Here is a 17953-nt window from a genome sequence, read left to right on the forward strand (position 1 = left end):
AAGAGCGATCGCATTCTATCTCTAGTAGTCATTAATGCCGTTGACTAGAGCTAAGTTAAGATTGAAGGGCATTCAGTTGTTAACTCATGTAATTCTTGAGTAGGGCGAAAATATGACGACACTACTTGTGCAAGCGACCTCGGCTCCTCTGATGATTGATCTTCCTTGGATTATGCCGATGACGGAGGAGCAGTTTTATGAATTTTGTTTAGCCAATCGAGATTTACGCATTGAACGCAGCGCTAGTGGAGAAGTGATCGTTATGCCTCCTGCTTTTTCAGATACGGGTAATCGCAATTTTAATATAGCTGTGCAACTGGGGAGTTGGTCAGAACTAGATGGAACGGGGCTTGGGTTTGATTCTAGTGCGGGTTTTACGCTGCCCAATGGCGCGACTCGTTCACCGGATGCTGCTTGGATTAAATTAGAACGCTGGAATGCTTTAACAGAAAAACAAAAAGCCTCTTTTGCCCCCATCTGTCCCGATTTTGTGATTGAATTGCGTTCTGCTAGTGATACGGTATCCAGTTTGCAGAAAAAGATGGAAGAATATATTGCCAATGGTACTTTATTGGGTTGGTTAATCGATCGCCAAAATCGCCAAGTCTATATTTATCGTCCCTATCGAGAACCGGAGATTTTAAATGCTCCTGAAACCATTAGTGGTGATCCAGAATTGCCGGGGTTTGTATTAGTAATGGCTAAGATTTGGTAAATGCGATCGCTGATGAAAGGTTCCGTCAATATAGAACAACTAAGCACGATTAACGCTGTTCTATCGGTGTTGCTCACGGGAATTCTCAACACTGATAGAACAGCGATAACTAATCATCCTGTTAAGATTGGGTCAGGGTAGCCAATTCTAAGGCTAAAGGATCAACCCGGCGTAAATTTGCCCCTAATGCTCTTAATTTACCCTCTAAATTATCGTAACCTCGATCGAGGTGATGGAGTCCCTGCACAATAGTAGTCCCCTGGGCTGCTAATCCTGCTACCACCAAAGCTGCCGAAGCGCGTAGATCCGTGGCCATCACCGGCGCTCCAGAGAGGAAAGGCACACCGCGCACTAAAGCCACATTTCCTTTGACCTTGATATCTGCTCCCAGACGCTTTAATTCGGCCACATGACGCAGACGGTTTTCAAAAACCGTCTCATTAACCACGCTACTGCCCTCGGTTAAAGTTAACAGAGCCATAAATTGGGCCTGCATATCCGTGGGAAAACCGGGATAGGGCAGGGTTTCGATATCGGTGGCTTTTAAGTCTTTAGGGATAATCCGGAGACGATTAGGGCCATCTTCCACCACTTCCGGACCGATTTCGTGCAGTTTGGCAATTACCGAAGCTAAATGGCTGGGAATCACGGGATAAAGACTAATTTCTGAGCGGGTAATCGCCCCGGCTATCAGTAAAGTCCCGGCTTCAATGCGATCGGGAATGATATTATAATCGGTACTGTGCAGACGGGAAACTCCCTCAATGACAATTGTATTGGTCCCAGCACCGCGAATTTTTGCCCCCATGGAAACACAAAAATTGGCTAAATCAATCACCTCTGGCTCCTGGGCCGCATTGCCGAGAATGGTTTCCCCGAACGCTAAAGTCGCCGCCATCATTAGGGTTTCCGTCGCTCCCACACTGGGATAATCCAGATAAATATTCGCCCCTTTCAGACGACCATTACCCTTAACGCGGGCGTGTACCATGCCACCATCGATTAATACATCTGCACCCATTGACTGTAGGCCCCTAACGTGCAGATCCACTGGTCTAGCCCCAATGGCGCAGCCGCCGGGGAGGGGAACTTTTGCTTCTCCTAAACGGGCTAAAATCGGTCCGATGGCGAAAAAACTGGCCCGCAACTGGGAGACGAGATCGTAGGGCGCTTGAGCTTGTTTGAGGTCTCTGCCATCAATCTCTAGTCTATCTCCAGTGCGACGGACCTGCACGCCTAGGGCCGAGAGAATTTGACTCATCCGCTCGATATCGGCCAGGGCAGGTACATTACTAATCTGGCACTCGTCGGAGCAGAGTAAAGCTCCCGCCATAATCACGAGAGCGGCATTTTTGGCACCACTGATCTTGACTTCACCCCGGAGAGAGTGACGACCTTGAATTTCTAAATAGGGATGCTCGGTATCGATGGTCATAGGATGATTCATTTATCTTAGTTGGGAGTCTTGGCTAAGGAAAGCTTCAGCAAAATGAGACTGCATCTTATCAGATTTTTGAACGAATTATCGGTGATTCTACCTCGAAAAACGATTTTTGTCTTAATTATCTCAACTATCTTGACTTATGGATTGTCCGATAGTATAATAAGAGATCGTGAAAGAAAAATGCGGAACTGGCGGAATTGGTAGACGCGCTAGATTCAGGTTCTAGTGTCTGCAAAGACTTTCGGGTTCAAGTCCCGAGTTCCGCATTATCTCCCTCAAAACGTAGTTATTTAGGGCAGCCCTAGCGGGGTGAAAAATCCGATTGGCTATGATTAGCAGTGTTCAAAACCCTTTAATCAAGCAAATTCGCAAGCTACACCGCACTAGAGAGCGACAGGAGCAGAATTTGTCCTTAATTGAGGGAACCCACTTACTAGAGACGGCTTTAGCGGTGAATTGTTCCCTAGAAACGGTCTGTTTGACAGAAAAGTGGCAGCAAAGACAGGGAGAATTAGCAGAGAAACTTCAAAATCAAGCCAGACGAGTCGAGATAGTTTCCCCGGAAGTCCTCGCTTCCCTAGCAACCACGGTTAATCCCGATGGTGTGATTGCCACTATTGCCCGTGATCACCTTCATCCAGTCCCCCAAAATCCGCTACAATTGGGCTTAGTTTTGGAAAGATTGCAGGATCCGGGTAATCTCGGCACTATTATCCGCACTGCCGTGGCTACAGAGGTACAGGGTATCTGGTTAAGTCTTGATAGCGTCGAAATCGATAACCCCAAAGTGATCCGCAGTTCCGCCGGGGAATGGTTTCGATCGCCCCTGGTGGTAGAATCGGATTTATCGGCTTTGGTGAAAAAATATCAAGCACAGGGGGTAAAAGCGATTGCGACTTTACCCACAGCCACAAAAAACCACTGGGAGATTGATTTTACCCGTCCGACTTTAATATTATTAGGCAATGAAGGAGCCGGTTTATCACCCCAATTAGCGACTTTAGCCGATGAAACGGTGAAAATTCCCCTCTTTGGTGGTGTGGAATCTTTAAATGTTGCGATCGCTACTGCTGTCATCCTCTACGAAGCTAGAAGACAATTATCCTACAGTAGGGTGGATTAGCGTCAGCGTAATCCACCGTTAAACTAGACAAGAATTAGAGATTTATGTATTCTCGTTTTCTGTCTCCCAATTTAAATCATCTAGCATCTTCAATAATAAATCGATGAATACGATAATTGCTCCACCCTCCTCTGGTTTAGGATCGATGAATCGATGAGCGTAACGGTTACGAAAAAGCTTCATTGTACCCGAATATAAATCACGGTATGCCTCTAATTCTTCTGATGGAAGCTTATCTTTTTGTACAGATTTATTACTTCCAAAAATTAGGTTAACAATACCATTACCCGTGGCTTTTTGATTAATATTATCAATATTTCCCAGTTTCCTCATGCGGTCCTCTAAAACCACTGTCGCATTGCGAATCGCAGTATCCCACGCTTTTGGATTATCTCCACCCGCACTCACAGAAAAACGGACTCTCTCCCATAGTTCGGAGTCTAAATGTTCAACTTCAGTCAAGGGAATTAGATGAGGAATAGCCGAGCGATTGGGTTCAGCAAAGTTAGAATCAACCGCTTCATAAGCTTTTCCTGTTAGAGTGCCTTTGTATTGATGCTGGCTTTTTTGTTGCCATTTAATATAACCATATTCTTCTAATATATCGAACGTTGCGAATGTGAAAGGAGGCCAGCTATCAGAACCCTTGTAATCAACCCAACCATAATCTGTAAGATTCCTAATGTACCAAATACTGTCCTCTTTAAGATTACCAGCCCGTACTTCTTTAACTATCCATTGCAAAAGGTTTTTTTGTTTTTCTGTTAAGGTCATATTTACGCCTCGAAAAATAAACAACAGTACCATTGTACTATGTAGTTTTGATTTTCGTAACGGGAATTTGCTAAAACCGACATCTATATAGGGTCTGCTGAAAAAGTACGGGCGAAGCATTCGGATAGAAAATCTACGGTTTCACCGATAGGTTATTGCCCGAATGCTTCGCCCCTACAGGACACGGGCCGATGAAGACGCAAGGTTTTGAACGACGATTCTCTCAAAATCTTGCACCTGTGAGAGCAAAACAGAACCCTAAAACCCTTACCTCGTCTATATTTCACATTTATTCAGCAAGCCCTATATAAATCCCTCGGATAGGTGAAACTGTTTCTATGAATAGTGAAATTTGAGACAGTCAACCAATTTTTTACACTTCCGTTTTTTTGGCAAGTTTTGGCGGAATTTGCTCGGCTGTTAAGGTGACGATTTGGCCATCTTTGAAAATGCTGATAGATTCTCCTAAGAGGCGGTGTCTCTCAATTGCTTCTGCGATTGCGACTCTAACACCTGTATCGATTTTCTGATGCAGTTCCGTTAAGGTGGGTTCAGTCATTTTGGTTTCTGGTAATGATTCGGAAGGTGTCTGGGTTATAAATAATAGGAGGTTGATTAAATCCTAACGCAGCAACTAAGTGCGGTTCATCCCCAGAATTATTATAGATCACCCAAGTATCGCATAAAGGTAAATACAACTGCATGAGGTTAATACGTCCCCGCTCATAACGACGACGAACCACATCTTCAGGAATATTATGACCGCCACTGGCTACCCTTCTGTGAACTCTCTCTAAAGCTAATTGTGGACTTTGTAGCCAAAAATAAATAAGATTGAGCCTATAGCCAGAACTGCGACAGTCTCTCAAAAAACGGGCAAAATGTCGGGCTGCCAGGGTGCTTTCAAAGGCAAAATCTATTCCTTGGCACTTCAGTGTTATCAGTCTTTCTAACATCAACCGTCCTGCTTGGATAGCAACCGACTCAGGATTAAAAGGTGAGAGTCCGGCGGCAATTTCATCGGCGTTAACGTACTCGATAACGCCTAAAAAGTTGGGTAAAATTTTTTTAGCGACGGTGGTTTTCCCGGAACCATTGGGGCCACCAATTAGATAAACATCAGACATGAGGGAAAAGGTCGTCCTCCAGATTATTTTGAGATAACCTCGAACTAACTATCAGTGGCTCTCAAATTTCCGTAAGAAAAGGTGCGATATCGATGGGGAACCAATCCCCGTCTAATACTTGTTCGAGAGTGAATATAGACTCTAGGGGAATTATATTTTTATCGACAATTCTCCCATCAATTAGGGTTTGTCTTGCGTCTGAATAGGCCTCCCCAAAGGAATTAATGGCATGATTTTTTAGCGTTTGGGTTTTGATCTTTTTTTTCAGTTGCACTCGAAAAGTGGCTATCTCTCCCAGCCAATGACGCGCATTTCGTTCTCTTTCCGTTGTCCAATAACTCAGTTTTAAAAGATGGATTAATAGTTGAGTTAATAAACTTTCGACAGCTTCGCGCTCGCTTCTCCCCATGCACTCCACTTCCTCGATCAGATTTTCCCAGTCCACTCTGTCAAACTCTTTTCGCTTTAAAAGTTCGGCGGTTTTTTCTGTCCAGAGAACAAAATCTTCCTCGTAGAGCATGAAGATCAATGGTGGGGTTTGTGCGGTCATAATAGATTTCTGGGGTTGCTGATTTGTGATAGGAATCTTCTTGTGTGGGGTTTTTAAAACCTGGAGCCAAACTAACTTTTGGATAGGATGCACAGTTGGCATTCATAGCTTGAGTCAGCAACACCGCAGAAAAATTAATTCTGACTCAAAAATAAACTGGGCAATCCGATAAGATTATCCTGCTTAAAAAAGATCGAATTTTGTTGTCGCAATTTACCGATTAATCTTGTTACTGTTACTCTGGTAGTGCCGATGGCGCTGGCAATTTGAGCGTGAGTTAGGGGATAGGGGAGATAATAGCCTTCCCCACAGGGTTGACCGTATTCTTCCAATAATAGAACCAAGAACCCCATTAATCGATCGAGGGAGCGTTTTTGACCGAGAATACTCAACCAAAATAACTTACGCTGGTATTGATGGCGAAAAGTTTCCATAACAGCCGATCGCAATTGCGGCCATTGTTGTAGGTCTTCCCAGTATAACCAGACTAACTCGGTTCCGTCTAGATGAGCTTGGGCTTGTAATTGAAAGGGAAATTGAGAAACAATCTCAAAAGGTTGACCTGCACCCACAAAACCGAGAAATACTTCCTCACTATCGGCAATAGGTGGTTGACGGGCGGATTTTTGGTCGATAACGTTAACTTGTGCCTTACCAACAATACGAATCGCCCCAGATTCGACAAAGTATAACAGTCCGGGGCGCGTGGCTACTTTTTCATCTTTGGCAAAGGTATGGTTACGATAATGGGATTTTGCCCAGTTAAAGATTTCTGTTTCTTGACCGATTAAGGGTACAAAATCCGACGAAGGAACCGAAGAAGACATTAAAATTAATAACCCACTGGGGCGTTGAGGGAACTGTAAACTAATGTAACAAAAAATTGCTGCGATTGGGGGGGTGTCTTGTGGCCGCTAGATGGTTATTGGTCAATAATGCCTAGAAGTCGCGGGGATTGGGCAGATAGGGGAATTATTAAGCATTCTTAACAGAATACCCGCCCCAATGTTACAAAAGCTAGATAATCAGCTTATCTATTCTTAACTTTTTCTCGCTTTTCTGGGGACTATGGCATAAGATAGGATGCGTAACTATTAGTTTTCTATCTATGATATAGCGTTTCTCTTAAAGATGAAGTATAAAGAAATTTGGCATTATCTCTTGGCGACCAGCTCCTGTTAACCGTTCCCTGTTCCCTAAAACCAGATACTTCGTACCTCACTATTAAGATAACTGCCATAGATGATAGTTGATAGATAATTTAAATTTATACTTTTCCTTAAAAACTTCGGTCAAACTTGTATGAATAGCATTAGACAAAAAGTGGAATCCCTCTTGAATCAATTACCCGATGATTGTTCAATTGAAGATATTCAGTATCATTTATACGTTCTGGAGAAGGTGCGTCAAAGTTTGAACGCTGCCTCTCTGGAGAATACAATCCCCCAAGAAGAAGTTGAGGGTCTTTTAAACAAATGGCTGATCGAGTGAATTATCGCCTTGTCTGGTCGCCCAAAGCAATTGAAGACGTGGATGCGATCGCATCTTATATCAGTCGAGATTCCCCGTCCTACGCGGCGGCCGTCGTGCGTCGAATTCTTGATATAAGCTATTCTTTAGAAAATTGTCCCCTAGAAGCGAAAAAATGCGCCGAATTTAGCGATGATACCATCCGAGAAAAGTCTGCCTATGCCTACCGTCTGATCTATCAAATTCAAGGGGCGGTAGTTATTATAGCGGCGATCGTCCATAGTAAGCATTTCTTGGATTGATCTAGTCAGTGATCAGTTATCAGTGATCAGTTATCAGTGATCAGTGGTCAGATTTGAATTTTCAGTTCACAAGGGCTGAATCTAATACCAAATTTGTTAAGCTAAAAGCTTTAATCTACTCAGTTTCTACCCTTCTTTTTAGGTAGGAGAATTGCCAGATTCTTTCTGGGAGCCTCTTGCCTCTTGCCTTCAGTTCACTGATTACTGATTACTGTTTACTGGACGGCTACGCCGTGCCTTTGGCAACACTGAAAAGTCCCCCACCCGCCAATTTTGAGCCTAATTCCCGCTTAATCCGGTTGAGAATCGAGGTTTCATCGAGGGAATCGAGAATACTGGCTACCACTGCCTTCGGGCCATCGGGTCCCCAGGTGGCCCCATTAGCGAGATAGGTTTTCGTCACTTGGCCGATCGCGTAACAGGATACACCGGCAACTCCCGCTTGAGTCAGGGCGATCGAAGTATAGGGAAGGAGAGAAATGCCGCCAGTGGCAGGAATCGAGAGGCCAAGCAGTCCTTTGAGGGAACTTAAGCCCAAAACCGCTAAAAATTCGCTGGCACTAATACCCCCCATATTGAGGGCAATTTTTTGTAAAAGAGCGATCGCCCCCTGACGAGTTAAATCGATGCCGTATAAGCGAGAAAGAGCGAGAATCATGGCCAGATCGATAACTGCTCCCGTAAACAGATCCAACACCGTCACTGGATTGAGAGCGATCGCCGATGCTTTGATCATCACTGCTTTTTGAATCAATTGATTAGCGCCACGATCACGGATAGCCATTTTGCGGGCGACAATTTGCTCGTTTACCTCGTCCGCATACAGCATAGAATTGAGTGCTACGAGCGATTTACCCTCTCGCTCTAGAATTTCCAAAATTTTGAGTTTCAGAGCTTCTATCTGGGGTTTTCCCCGAAATCGTTGCGTTTTTAGCCGCCCATCCTGCTCCTTGACGGTATCCGTCAGGAGGGGAGAGGCCGCCACCATAACAATCTCATCGGGGGAGAGTAATTCTTTCACCCGTTCTGAGGCGATTTTCTCATAGATAGCGAGGCGATCGACTTCCGGATACTGATCGATTTTATTAAAGACCAAAATCATCGGTTTTCCCGCTTCGCGTAACTTGGCCAGGGCGGAAAATTCCACTTTGGTCATATCACCGGAGATGATAAAAAGGATTAAATCCACCTGCTGCGCCACCTGACAGGCGAGAATTTCCCTCGTTTGCCCATCTACCTCATCAATACCGGGAGTATCAAGCAATTGCACCTGAGCATTACCCTGGCCGTTCAGGGTCAGACGCGCTAGATTGGGGAAGGTATCATCGCTGCTTAACTGCCAATTTACCCCTTTAATGGTGCGGGTAACTCCGTGTAGGGGACCGGTCGTAAAGATTTCTTGACCGACCAGAGCATTTAAAATCGAGGATTTTCCCCGGCCCACCAGGCCAAAAGCGGCAATTTGAATCAGGGATCGATCGAGTTTTTCTAGCAGGGCCACCAGGCGATCGATCTCCGCTTCTAGACCAATTTTCTCGATCGAGGTAAGATCCAGACGCTCGACAAGTTTGCTCAGAGAATTGCGTGCCTGATTATAGTTGAGTTCTTCTTGAATAGTGCCGACACCTCGAAGCGCTTGTTCTAGGTCTTCGGTATTCCAAGCTCGATCGAGAGACGGGTCAGAGGTCATTTCAGTTATCAGTTATCAGTGATTAAGTAGGTGGGTGTTAAAAATTGTCAGATACCCCCCTTATCAAGGGGGGATTAAGGGGGGATCAAGGGGGGATTAAGGGGGGATCAAGGGGGGATCAAGGGGGGATTTATCTTCAATTATAACCAGCTACTTTATTAAGGATAATCAGGATGAGTGTCATCTACGACTTGGAACACATCACCACCTATCATTATCGTAAACCGGTAACTTTTGGGGAACATCGGGCGATTTTTTTGCCTAGTGCCGGTCACGGTGAAAGAATTATCAGTTATTCTGTAGAAGCGAATATTGCCGCCAAAACGCGCTGGACTATGGATACTCTATCTAACAATGTGGTAGAGCTTGAATTTGCTGAACCAGCGTCAGAATTAATCGTTACCTGTCGATTACGGGCGGAACATTTTGGCTTAAAAGCGATCGCTGATTTTCCCCTCGCTCAACGGGCGATCGAAATTCCCATCCAGTACACCCCCGATGAATGGTTAGATCTAGTGGTGTTTATGCGTCCCCACGCTGAGGATGCCGACGGCAGCTTGGCAGCTTGGGCCAAAAGTTTTGTAGCGGGGGACCAAGATGATACCCTCGATGCCATGGCAAGAATGATGGCGGCTATCAAAGATAATTTTACTTACCAAGCCCGGGAGAGTGAAGGAACTCAATCCCCCGGAGAAACCCTGCGGCTAAAGTCGGGAACTTGTCGCGATTATGCTTGGTTAATGATCGAAGCTTTGCGAAGATTGGGTTTAGCCTGTCGTTTTGTCAGTGGCTATCTCTACGATGCTGCCCTCGACGGTGGTGAAGTGGGGATGACTGGCTCTGGTGCTACCCATGCTTGGTTACAGGTTTATCTACCGGGGGCCGGTTGGCGTAATTATGATCCGACTAATCAAATTACCGCCGGCTTTGATTTAATTCGAGTGGCGATCGCTCGTCATCCCGGTCAAATCATACCTCTTTCCGGTTCTTGGTTTGGTGATGCTGATGACTATTTGTCTATGGATGTTAAAGTGACCATTCGCAAGTTGGGGACGCTGCCAGATTTTGATCCGAGGGAATAGGTTGAATTATCGGGTTTTTTCTTGACCGGCGATCGCAAAAAACGGGTTTCTCGAAGAAACCCGTTTTCTACTCATGCAATAAAGCGAAGATTGCCGTTGGGTTATAGCATTTTTATCGATTTTTGTCAAGATATATTTGACACAATTTATTAGAAAAAGGGTTTCTTTTAGAAACCCTTTTTCTGCTTTCCAACTAATCCTAATTTGTAATTAATTTTGCTTAGGTACTTAACTATAAACGGGATTATTTCGGCCAAATTTTTTGAAATTTTCCCTCTTGACCATTATTCTCGTCTAGAAAACCTAGAAAATAAGCACAATCATCAGAGTCATCAGGAAAAATTGTTAATAATTCTAGGTATTGATGATTATTTTTGGGATACATTCGATGCCAAAGACGACCAACTTGATTGATATTTTTTGTTACTATTCCTGTCACCGAGGTTTTATAGATACTTAAATTATCCAATTTTTGATAGGCTTTGTGAAGCCATTTTATGGCTAGGGAATCATCTTTGTCTTCGGCAATTCTTCCCCAAACCTCGACATTTTTAGGATGCCAACTTTCTCGCCAGTTAGCACTATTATCGGGAGTTCTGAGGATATCTTTTTGTAAGGACATCCATTGTTTAGCAATAGTGCGAACATCTTTGATAAAGGGATGAACATGAGTTAAATCTCTGACTTTATTATCGTTGATTAAAGAACTTTTATCCCCCCATTGCCAATGACAGCCAATTAAGGGTTTATTGGGATAATAATCCTCATAAAAAATACTATGATCTGCTCGTCGCCATGATTTACCAAATCCTCCTAATAACATGGCAAAACGAGTGAGAAAACAAATTAATTTTTTTAAGCATTCTTGCTGGTTTTCGGGGAGAGATTGGGTGAGAATCCAGCGTAATTCTCCTGTTACTGTGTAGGTGGGTTCCTTGTAACCCTTGGCAAAGGTTCCTAAGTCTAGAGATTTGACACAAAAATCGACCGCTAGTAAACCTTGGGTTACTTCTCCGTCAATTCCTCCAAATAGCTGATTAACTAACTTTTCGGCATTTTTAGCATCAGTTAAACCGCCAAAAATACGCAAGGCATGACCGCGAATTGCTCCTCGAAAAATATTGGGTCGAAATTCCCTTGCACCATCGAGGCTTTTAGGAGCCATTCCTTGCCCTTTCAGAAAACATTTATATAAAGGTTCTTTTGAAGGTTTAATGTCTTTTGGTAAGCCGTAACCGCTACTAACACGGCATCCTAGACCAGATTCTAAAGCTCTTTCCCAGATAGTCCAAATCTCCTCCCAATCGGGTTGTTCTATTGAGGTAGAAATGCCAAATTTTAGGGTAGGTTGATAGAGAGAAATTAAAGCAAAACCACTTTCTCCACTGGGTTTTTGTCGAGTGTTTGGGGTTTTTACTTGCCATCCCTGTTGCGGGTGAACAATATCTAAAAGATTTTCCGTCCAATCATTAACGGGATAACCGCCATGGAAGCGCAAAAGACTAGGGTTATCGCTATCTTTTTCGAGGTGATAACGTTGTTTTTGTTCGGGGGTGCAAGCTTGACAAAAGGCTCCTTTCATGCTGGAACCGGGATAAAATGGTATGCCATAAGCACCCATTACAGGCCGAATTATTCCTTCATCTTGTCCCCCATTAGTGACAAATCGCCACGATATTTGATATTCTTTGGTTTTTACTTCTTGACCAAATTGGGGAGGATTTTCATCGACTCGTTCTATCCATTCCTTTACCCATTTTTGGCTATCATTTTCATCTTTTTTAGAGTCAATATATTGTAATTGCGATCGCCCTTTGGTTTGTGCGCGAAACATCAGGGGGATTTTGTCACCAATATCGGGAATATTAACCATATAATTTATCGCTCCTTTGTTCCTTTATATCTTTGAGTCCACCAAACTAAACAATCGCATAGTTGCGTTAAAACAGCGAGGGTAATTCTCTGGTCTTCTAGCTTTAATTCCCAGAGTTTTTCTGCCATTGCTTGAACAGATTCGGTATCATTTACCTGTACGGTATCGTTAGGGATAGGAATCCCCGCTTCTGCCATGGTTTCGACTAATTTATCCCAAGTTTCTTTCCAGTATTGTGCTTTATTGGGTTCCTTAGATTGTAAGCGCAGATGTTCACCCCAGAATCTTTCTAGTCCATAGGAAACGGATTCACGCATTTTAAAAGATTGATTGAGAGAATCTCGGTCTCGTAGTTTGGCAGCGAGAACTAATTTCTGAGCAATGCGATCGAGATTGTATTCTTTCCAAGCCATAATATTAGATAAAATGTAATTATTGATTAGCGTAGTTTAAAATAGTAACTTGGCAACGACCAAAACCGATGGATTCTAATCCTCCGAAATATAATTCTTTTTGGTTTACCGATTCTCCAAAAGGTTGCCATCCTGTTTCTTTGCAAGCAATGGGAAAAACTAAAATACTACCCACGGGTAAAGCTTCCACATTGAAAAAAGCTCCTTTTTCTGTATCCACTTTTTTCTGACCTTCTAGTAGTTTAACCCTGCTTTGTCGGTAGAGTGCCATATCGTGCAGCATGGATATATCGTTATCATCAACGACGACTAATTGAGAAGCTTTTAAATCCGCTTGCGGGGGAATCCACGAAGAAAGCTCCTCTAAGTGTTCAATTTCGAGAAATCCTAAGTTAAAAAATAAAACTTTGCTATTGCGGTTAACTCCCTGCACTACTCGCGCTTGTAAACTAGGGGAAGCAGTATAGGGATTGGGTACTTTTGCAGAGATTCCCGTGATTTGTTTGTAGCGTTTTAATAATAGGGGAGAAGTGACCCAAACTATCGGCTGTCCGGGACAAAATACCGGCAACCAAACGAGGGAAGCATATTCAAATTTAACTTTTGCTTCGGTGGTTCCTCCGTCTTCTTGTCCTGGGATTGTTTCGTGTCCGTACCATGTACGTTTTTCATCTATATTGTTCATATCGGCACGAAAACGGCCGCGAATAGAACTACCGGGGATAATTGCTGTTTGGGTAAATTGGTCACGAAAAATGAGGTTAAGATTACCCGTTTCTTCTCCTGCGGTTGCTCCCACATGAAGGGGTGCTAAGGTTTCAAGTATGCCATAACTTTTGTGATACATTTTTTGGTAAAAGTGAGTATTTTAGATGCTTGGGGATTATTCTAAACTAGGTTAATATTAATGTCAGGATTTTCTAAGATTTTGTTAATATTTTATCGTGGTATTTAGGCTATTAGGACAGCACAAAGCTAAGTAGGTGGGTGGAATTAAATATAAAATGAACGTAGGTTGGGTTGAAGCATGAAACCCAACGCCCGCATGGGTTACGCTACCGCTAACCCATCCTACAAATAATTGTGCCTACCTACTTAAGTAGGTGGGTGGAATTAAATATAAAATGAACGTAAGTACCTAAGCAAAATTAATTACACATATCTAACCACCTCTTGCCTCTTGTCTCTTGTCTCTTGCCTATCTTCACTAGGAAATTAATTTTGCACTACTACTTAGGTTGGGTTGAAGCATGAAACCCAACGCCCGCATGGGTTACGCTACCGCTAACCCATCCTACTGGACTGTTTCAGCTAAAATAGGGCAATAGCTCGAACAAGCAGAGGACATCAATCATGGGAAGAGGTCGGCGAGATAAAGTCAATCTAACAGGGGAACAAAGAGAAAACCTCGAACAAATCAGTCGTAATGGCTATGCACCGGCTAAAAAAATTCTCCACGCTCGGATTTTGCTGATGTGTGACGAGGGAGAACAGGCGAAAAGAAAATGGACAGATGAAGAAATAGCCGAAGCTTTAGAGGTCCATAGAAATACAGTGGGACGTATTCGTCAAAGATTTCTTCAAAAAGGCGAAAAACCAGCATTAGAACGGAAATCGAGAAAAACTCCCCCCACTCCAGCAAAAGTTGATGGAGCCGCCGCTGCCCAAATCATTGCCCTGTGCTGTTCGGAGCCACCATCTGGCCGAGCCGAGTGGACAATCCGACTATTAACCTCGGAACTCAAACAAAGACAAATTATCACCGAGATTTCCAGTCCAACGGTGTGGCGTACTCTAAAAAAAACCAATTACGCCCTTGGAAAACCCAAAGATACTGTATTCCGGAACAGGATTTAGCCCGATTTGTTGCCCAGATGGAAGTTGTCCTTGACCTGTATGGCACTCAGCCATCGGAAGAAGAACCGTTAATTGCGATGGATGAAGCATCAAAGCAACTACTTGGAGAAGTTTACCCTCCGATACCCATGCAACCTGGACAAGATAAAAAAGAAGACTATCACTATAGTCGTGAAGGGGTTCAAGCCTTGTTCATGTTTTTTGACCCCCATCGAGGATGGAGACGGGTGAGTAACCGAGATAGTCGAACCCGAATAGATTGGGCAGAAGAAATTCGTCAATTATTGGATGTGGACTATCCAAAGGCTCGAAAAGTCAAGCTCGTCTGTGATAATCTCAACACTCATAACATAGCCTCGCTTTATGAAGCATTTCCAGCACCCGTTGCTCATCGTTTAGCTAGAAGACTGGAAATTTATTACACACCTCGTAATGGTAGCTGGTTAAATGTAGCCGAAACTGAACTAAGCGTCTTATCGAGGCAATGTTTAGATAGAAGGATTTCTAGCAAGGAAGAACTGAAAAGGGAGATAGAAACATGGCAAAAAGAACGTAATCAGACTGCATCTACAGTAATATGGACGTTTACGACCAGCGATGCCAGGGTCAAGCTGAAACATCTTTATCCTGTGTTTGAGGAGGAGGAATCGGGAGAATCTATTGCACCAAATTAGCTGAAACAATCCACTACAAATAATTGTGCCTACCTACTTAAGTAGGTGGGTGGAATTAAATATAAAATGAACGTAGGTTGGGTTGAAGCATGAAACCCAACGCCCGCATGGGTTACGCTACCGCTAACCCATCCTACAAATAATTGTGCCTACCTACTTATAGGTTTATTCCTAATCAATTGCAACACCCTTTAATAATTCATCGATTTCTTTAGCCATTTCCTCTGTGTAAGGAGTGAGAGAAGAAGGGTTTTTAAAGGCATCTTCTACCAAAAAATCTAAAAACATACGCAGCATTTTATTTTTGCTAATTTTTGAGCCTTGATTATTACCACTTTTTCAATAATCTAATAAAGCTTTTCGGGGAAATATAGTTTTTAGTTTTGCCATAGCTATCACTTATGCTTGTCTCATTTACCCTACTCAATAATTATAGGCTTTATTTGGCAATATTTTCTAAGGGTAAGGCTAATCCGCAGCCCCAACGTTTGAGAGAAACCCCTTCGCTGGGGAACCAAGATTCCTGCCAATTTTGCCAAGATGGTAAGGGGTTTTTTAAGCGATAAACTGTTCCTGCGGGAACTGCATAACGTCCCCTAGATAAGCGCTTAACTTTATCTTTTCCTCCGAATCGATAACGATAGGTTATTGGTCTTTCGGTGTTGAGGGTTTCTAATTGCCAATCACTGGGATTGCGAGTTGATAGGCGATTTGTTCCCCAGATTGCGGCAGTAATGAGGGCAAAATATTGACCGACATCTTGATTAAATAAAGTTTGGAGATGGCTGCTTAGTTCAAGTGATTTAACTTCCACTAGATGGGATTCTCCACCAAAGCGATACCAGCCATTTTCTAGGGGTTGATTAGCTAAATAAACTAGACAAGCATCTGGATGTAACTGGACGGCATTTTCGAGGAATAATTCTCCAGTTTTTACCTTTCTTTGCTCCTCTAACAAACGCGGATGGAGATGGGGATGATATTGCCACGGAGAACCATAGGCTTTTTGAGGATTATACCATTGGTTGATAGGAATCCAACTATCTCGATCGAATTTTCCCTCAATTTGTTTACTGTCTTTCTCTTGCCATTTTTCTTGCCATGTTAAGGTGTGTTGAATTTTTCCATTGTCGTTATTTTCTTGGTCTTGAAAATAATTTGCGAGGGGTTTTTTAGCCAAATAAATAAAGGGAGTGGGGACAAAAAAGTTATCTGGTTGTTCACTGTTTGCCCAAAAAGGGCCGGCAATTTGTAAATCGCGAATATTGGTGGGATTGCTGTGAGCAAATAGTCCCGAAACTGTGGCAGCAGTGGGGGGAAAACGATTTCCTGAACGTCCAACTAGATTTTCTGGAGACAGAAACGGACCGGCGCTACCGTAGAGAAATCCCAAAGGTTTAATTATGATCAGATATTGCAGCATTTTTGTATGTTTAGGTGAGATGATTGGCCACTTTTGAGAGGTTAATTACCCAGTTATTTTTATCTTGGTGAGAGGTGGTATCAATGGGTATATTTTGATTAAAATAAAGGTTAAAAACTGCATTGGCAATATCGTGATTATCATCGGTAAAAGCGCGGCGATTTTCTAAAGTTGCTATATCATTATAGAAATGTGTCCAGTTTTTTCCTTCACTGCGATCGCAATAAATATCGAGGATATCTTTTAAGTTTTCCCAGGGACAAACCCACTCTAAATAGTTACCACTGTTAAAAAGGATTCGCACCGCTAGACGATTTTTACCTTGATTTTTAGCGGATTTTTCTGCTTCTCGACATTGTTGCAATATGTCACGCTGAGGAACTCCTGAAGCTGCCCAAACAAAACCGACGCTAACAGTTATATCCTGAGAATAACCGTGTTTTGGCCAGATTTCTCGATGAAATTGATCAAACCAATATAGACAATCTTGTAGGGTTAATTTTGGTTCTGATTTTTGTGAAAACAAAACCCCTAGAAAGTCATCTCCTCCCGCATAAATAATGCGACCAAAGTTAAGATAATTTTCTAGTTCTTCTCCCCATTGTCGCATTCTTTGACTAAATTCTTTTCTTGAGGATATGGACAGATTTTTTAGGTAATTTCCCATCCCGTCACCGTCCCCTTGAAACCATCCTGTATAGGATTTTTCCTCGTAGCGATTTAGTTCCACAAATTTTTTAGGAAGTTCTAGGTTTAAAGGCTTGCCAATATCATATAATGTAATCATTCTTTTGACTAATTCGGGAATGCTAAGACGTTCGGTTTCATCGAGGATAGCATTAGAAAGTTTTTGACTTAATTGTTGATAAAATTCAGTGATTTGCTGATTTTGTTGGGAAATACTAGAATATAAAGGATGGGTTTGATCCGTCATTCCATACCAAACAATGGCATCGGAACCCGATAAGCTAGAACTTTCTCCTTGCCAATTAATTCCCGTCCAATCTCGTTGATATTTTTTCTGTTGCAGACTTTTAAACGCACAATCGATCGAGTCCTCTTGCGCCCAGAAGAATTCCCAAGTATGATTAATCCATAGGTTCCATTCTCGTCGCCAAGTATAATTGTATTGTGGTAAATTTTGTTCAATCCAAACCCGACACTTATTAACCACTTTTTGCCATGCGTCATTGAAGACTTGTTCGGCTTCTTTTTTGGGAAAATTACCCGCGATTAAGATTTGGTTGGGAGTTCCTCTTTTAACGTCAATTAAAGCCGGAGAAATAAGGCTACATTCAGGATATTTATCCGCTGCCTGACAGATAGCATCGGCAAGATAGGATAATAAAAAAGAACCACCGTATAAGTCCCTTAGTTTACGCGATTTTTCGATGAATCCTTGCACAGGAGCAAAGGTAATTACAGTATAGTTCATT

19 protein-coding genes and 1 tRNA gene are annotated in these 17953 nt (G+C 42.8%); 7 read left to right on the forward strand and 13 right to left on the reverse strand.

The features are described from left to right. Positions 1-112 precede the first annotated feature (112 nt). Positions 113-715 (forward strand): Uma2 family endonuclease, encoded by a 603-nt coding sequence (locus B5D77_RS12200; RefSeq protein ID WP_106908904.1) that lies wholly within the window; start codon positions 113-115, stop codon positions 713-715. 121 nt (positions 716-836) lie between these two features. Here B5D77_RS12200 and murA read toward each other — a convergent pair whose 3' ends face one another. After that, on the reverse strand, positions 837-2150 hold the full coding sequence (gene murA, locus B5D77_RS12205; RefSeq protein WP_106908905.1) for a UDP-N-acetylglucosamine 1-carboxyvinyltransferase: 1314 nt from the start codon (positions 2148-2150) through the stop codon (positions 837-839). 191 nt (positions 2151-2341) lie between these two features. Here murA and B5D77_RS12210 point away from each other — a divergent pair. After that, positions 2342-2425 (forward strand) — tRNA-Leu (locus B5D77_RS12210). Positions 2426-2487: 62 nt separating this feature from the next. Then, the gene (locus tag B5D77_RS12215; protein WP_106908906.1) at positions 2488-3282 is read left to right on the forward strand and encodes an RNA methyltransferase; all 795 of its coding nucleotides are present in this window, start codon (positions 2488-2490) and stop codon (positions 3280-3282) included. 42 nt (positions 3283-3324) lie between these two features. Here the strand turns inward: B5D77_RS12215 and B5D77_RS12220 are convergent, their stop codons facing one another. The 5 genes from B5D77_RS12220 to B5D77_RS12245 form a co-directional block, all read right to left on the reverse strand. Then, a complete protein-coding gene (locus B5D77_RS12220) occupies positions 3325-4056 on the reverse strand; it encodes a TIGR02391 family protein (protein WP_106909997.1) in 732 nt (243 codons plus the stop codon). A gap of 373 nt (positions 4057-4429) precedes the next feature. After that, a complete protein-coding gene (locus B5D77_RS12225; RefSeq protein WP_002794338.1) occupies positions 4430-4615 on the reverse strand; it encodes a hypothetical protein in 186 nt (61 codons plus the stop codon). Beyond that, the gene (locus B5D77_RS12230) at positions 4608-5183 is read right to left on the reverse strand and encodes a zeta toxin family protein (RefSeq protein ID WP_008207240.1); all 576 of its coding nucleotides are present in this window, start codon (positions 5181-5183) and stop codon (positions 4608-4610) included. The genes B5D77_RS12225 and B5D77_RS12230 overlap by 8 nt, the downstream gene beginning before the upstream one ends. A gap of 61 nt (positions 5184-5244) precedes the next feature. Then, positions 5245-5733, reverse strand: a complete 489-nt coding sequence (locus B5D77_RS12235; protein ID WP_039900719.1) for a DUF29 domain-containing protein — start codon at positions 5731-5733, stop codon at positions 5245-5247. Positions 5734-5867: 134 nt separating this feature from the next. After that, positions 5868-6560, reverse strand: coding sequence for a Crp/Fnr family transcriptional regulator (locus tag B5D77_RS12245; protein WP_008207246.1), 693 nt, complete (start codon positions 6558-6560; stop codon positions 5868-5870). 475 nt (positions 6561-7035) lie between these two features. Between B5D77_RS12245 and B5D77_RS12250 the strand changes: the two genes are divergently transcribed. Continuing rightward, a complete protein-coding gene (locus B5D77_RS12250) occupies positions 7036-7224 on the forward strand; it encodes a hypothetical protein (protein ID WP_002737442.1) in 189 nt (62 codons plus the stop codon). After that, positions 7209-7505: a type II toxin-antitoxin system RelE/ParE family toxin gene (locus tag B5D77_RS12255; RefSeq protein ID WP_002737690.1), complete on the forward strand. Its 297-nt coding sequence runs from the start codon at positions 7209-7211 to the stop codon at positions 7503-7505. The genes B5D77_RS12250 and B5D77_RS12255 overlap by 16 nt, the downstream gene beginning before the upstream one ends. A 226-nt stretch (positions 7506-7731) precedes the next feature. Here the strand turns inward: B5D77_RS12255 and B5D77_RS12260 are convergent, their stop codons facing one another. Continuing rightward, positions 7732-9195, reverse strand: a complete 1464-nt coding sequence (locus B5D77_RS12260) for a GTP-binding protein (protein WP_008207249.1) — start codon at positions 9193-9195, stop codon at positions 7732-7734. A 173-nt stretch (positions 9196-9368) separates the two neighbouring features. On the opposite strand from B5D77_RS12260, the gene B5D77_RS12265 reads away from it, so the two are divergent. After that, positions 9369-10277, forward strand: a complete 909-nt coding sequence (locus tag B5D77_RS12265) for a transglutaminase family protein (RefSeq protein WP_106908907.1) — start codon at positions 9369-9371, stop codon at positions 10275-10277. Between the two features lie 244 nt (positions 10278-10521). Here the strand turns inward: B5D77_RS12265 and B5D77_RS12270 are convergent, their stop codons facing one another. From B5D77_RS12270 to B5D77_RS12280, 3 genes are read right to left on the reverse strand one after another with little or no spacing between them, the layout of a single operon-like run. Next, complete coding sequence (locus B5D77_RS12270; RefSeq protein WP_106908908.1) at positions 10522-12150, reverse strand: RAMP superfamily protein; 1629 nt, start codon at positions 12148-12150, stop codon at positions 10522-10524. 5 nt (positions 12151-12155) lie between these two features. Further along, the gene (locus tag B5D77_RS12275) at positions 12156-12563 is read right to left on the reverse strand and encodes a hypothetical protein (protein WP_106908909.1); all 408 of its coding nucleotides are present in this window, start codon (positions 12561-12563) and stop codon (positions 12156-12158) included. A gap of 19 nt (positions 12564-12582) precedes the next feature. Further along, positions 12583-13410, reverse strand: a complete 828-nt coding sequence (locus B5D77_RS12280) for an RAMP superfamily CRISPR-associated protein (RefSeq protein ID WP_002736838.1) — start codon at positions 13408-13410, stop codon at positions 12583-12585. Between the two features lie 506 nt (positions 13411-13916). On the opposite strand from B5D77_RS12280, the gene B5D77_RS12285 reads away from it, so the two are divergent. Beyond that, positions 13917-15094, forward strand: a protein-coding gene (locus B5D77_RS12285; protein ID WP_106908886.1) for an IS630-like element ISMae25 family transposase whose coding sequence is annotated in 2 segments (ribosomal slippage) — positions 13917-14358 and positions 14358-15094 — 1179 coding nt in all. Because the reading frame shifts where the segments join, the coding sequence is not laid out codon by codon here. A gap of 171 nt (positions 15095-15265) precedes the next feature. Here B5D77_RS12285 and B5D77_RS27735 read toward each other — a convergent pair. From B5D77_RS27735 to B5D77_RS12295, 3 genes are all read right to left on the reverse strand, one after another. Further along, positions 15266-15391, reverse strand: coding sequence for a hypothetical protein (locus B5D77_RS27735; protein WP_002757501.1), 126 nt, complete (start codon positions 15389-15391; stop codon positions 15266-15268). Between the two features lie 142 nt (positions 15392-15533). Next, positions 15534-16517: a type III-B CRISPR module-associated Cmr3 family protein gene (locus tag B5D77_RS12290; protein WP_004268164.1), complete on the reverse strand. Its 984-nt coding sequence runs from the start codon at positions 16515-16517 to the stop codon at positions 15534-15536. Between the two features lie 10 nt (positions 16518-16527). Further along, entirely contained in the window at positions 16528-17952 is a 1425-nt protein-coding gene (locus B5D77_RS12295; RefSeq protein ID WP_106908910.1) for a type III-B CRISPR-associated protein Cas10/Cmr2, read from the reverse strand. Position 17953 lies beyond the last annotated feature (1 nt).

Source organism: Microcystis sp. MC19, assembly GCF_003019735.1.
Lineage (GTDB): Bacteria > Cyanobacteriota > Cyanobacteriia > Cyanobacteriales > Microcystaceae > Microcystis.

Coding starts and splice junctions, on each gene's coding strand:
- B5D77_RS12250 (WP_002737442.1), top strand. CDS start 7,036: ATGAATAGCATTAGACAAAAAGTGGAATCCCTCTTGAATCAATTACCC.
- B5D77_RS12270 (WP_106908908.1), bottom strand. CDS start 12,150: ATGGTTAATATTCCCGATATTGGTGACAAAATCCCCCTGATGTTTCGC.
- B5D77_RS12290 (WP_004268164.1), bottom strand. CDS start 16,517: ATGCTGCAATATCTGATCATAATTAAACCTTTGGGATTTCTCTACGGT.
- B5D77_RS27735 (WP_002757501.1), bottom strand. CDS start 15,391: ATGCTGCGTATGTTTTTAGATTTTTTGGTAGAAGATGCCTTTAAAAAC.
- B5D77_RS12295 (WP_106908910.1), bottom strand. CDS start 17,952: ATGAACTATACTGTAATTACCTTTGCTCCTGTGCAAGGATTCATCGAA.
- B5D77_RS12265 (WP_106908907.1), top strand. CDS start 9,369: ATGAGTGTCATCTACGACTTGGAACACATCACCACCTATCATTATCGT.
- B5D77_RS12200 (WP_106908904.1), top strand. CDS start 113: ATGACGACACTACTTGTGCAAGCGACCTCGGCTCCTCTGATGATTGAT.
- B5D77_RS12230 (WP_008207240.1), bottom strand. CDS start 5,183: ATGTCTGATGTTTATCTAATTGGTGGCCCCAATGGTTCCGGGAAAACC.
- B5D77_RS12260 (WP_008207249.1), bottom strand. CDS start 9,195: ATGACCTCTGACCCGTCTCTCGATCGAGCTTGGAATACCGAAGACCTA.
- murA (WP_106908905.1), bottom strand. CDS start 2,150: ATGACCATCGATACCGAGCATCCCTATTTAGAAATTCAAGGTCGTCAC.
- B5D77_RS12255 (WP_002737690.1), top strand. CDS start 7,209: ATGGCTGATCGAGTGAATTATCGCCTTGTCTGGTCGCCCAAAGCAATT.
- B5D77_RS12215 (WP_106908906.1), top strand. CDS start 2,488: ATGATTAGCAGTGTTCAAAACCCTTTAATCAAGCAAATTCGCAAGCTA.
- B5D77_RS12220 (WP_106909997.1), bottom strand. CDS start 4,056: ATGACCTTAACAGAAAAACAAAAAAACCTTTTGCAATGGATAGTTAAA.
- B5D77_RS12225 (WP_002794338.1), bottom strand. CDS start 4,615: ATGACTGAACCCACCTTAACGGAACTGCATCAGAAAATCGATACAGGT.
- B5D77_RS12280 (WP_002736838.1), bottom strand. CDS start 13,410: ATGTATCACAAAAGTTATGGCATACTTGAAACCTTAGCACCCCTTCAT.
- B5D77_RS12235 (WP_039900719.1), bottom strand. CDS start 5,733: ATGACCGCACAAACCCCACCATTGATCTTCATGCTCTACGAGGAAGAT.
- B5D77_RS12245 (WP_008207246.1), bottom strand. CDS start 6,560: ATGTCTTCTTCGGTTCCTTCGTCGGATTTTGTACCCTTAATCGGTCAA.
- B5D77_RS12275 (WP_106908909.1), bottom strand. CDS start 12,563: ATGGCTTGGAAAGAATACAATCTCGATCGCATTGCTCAGAAATTAGTT.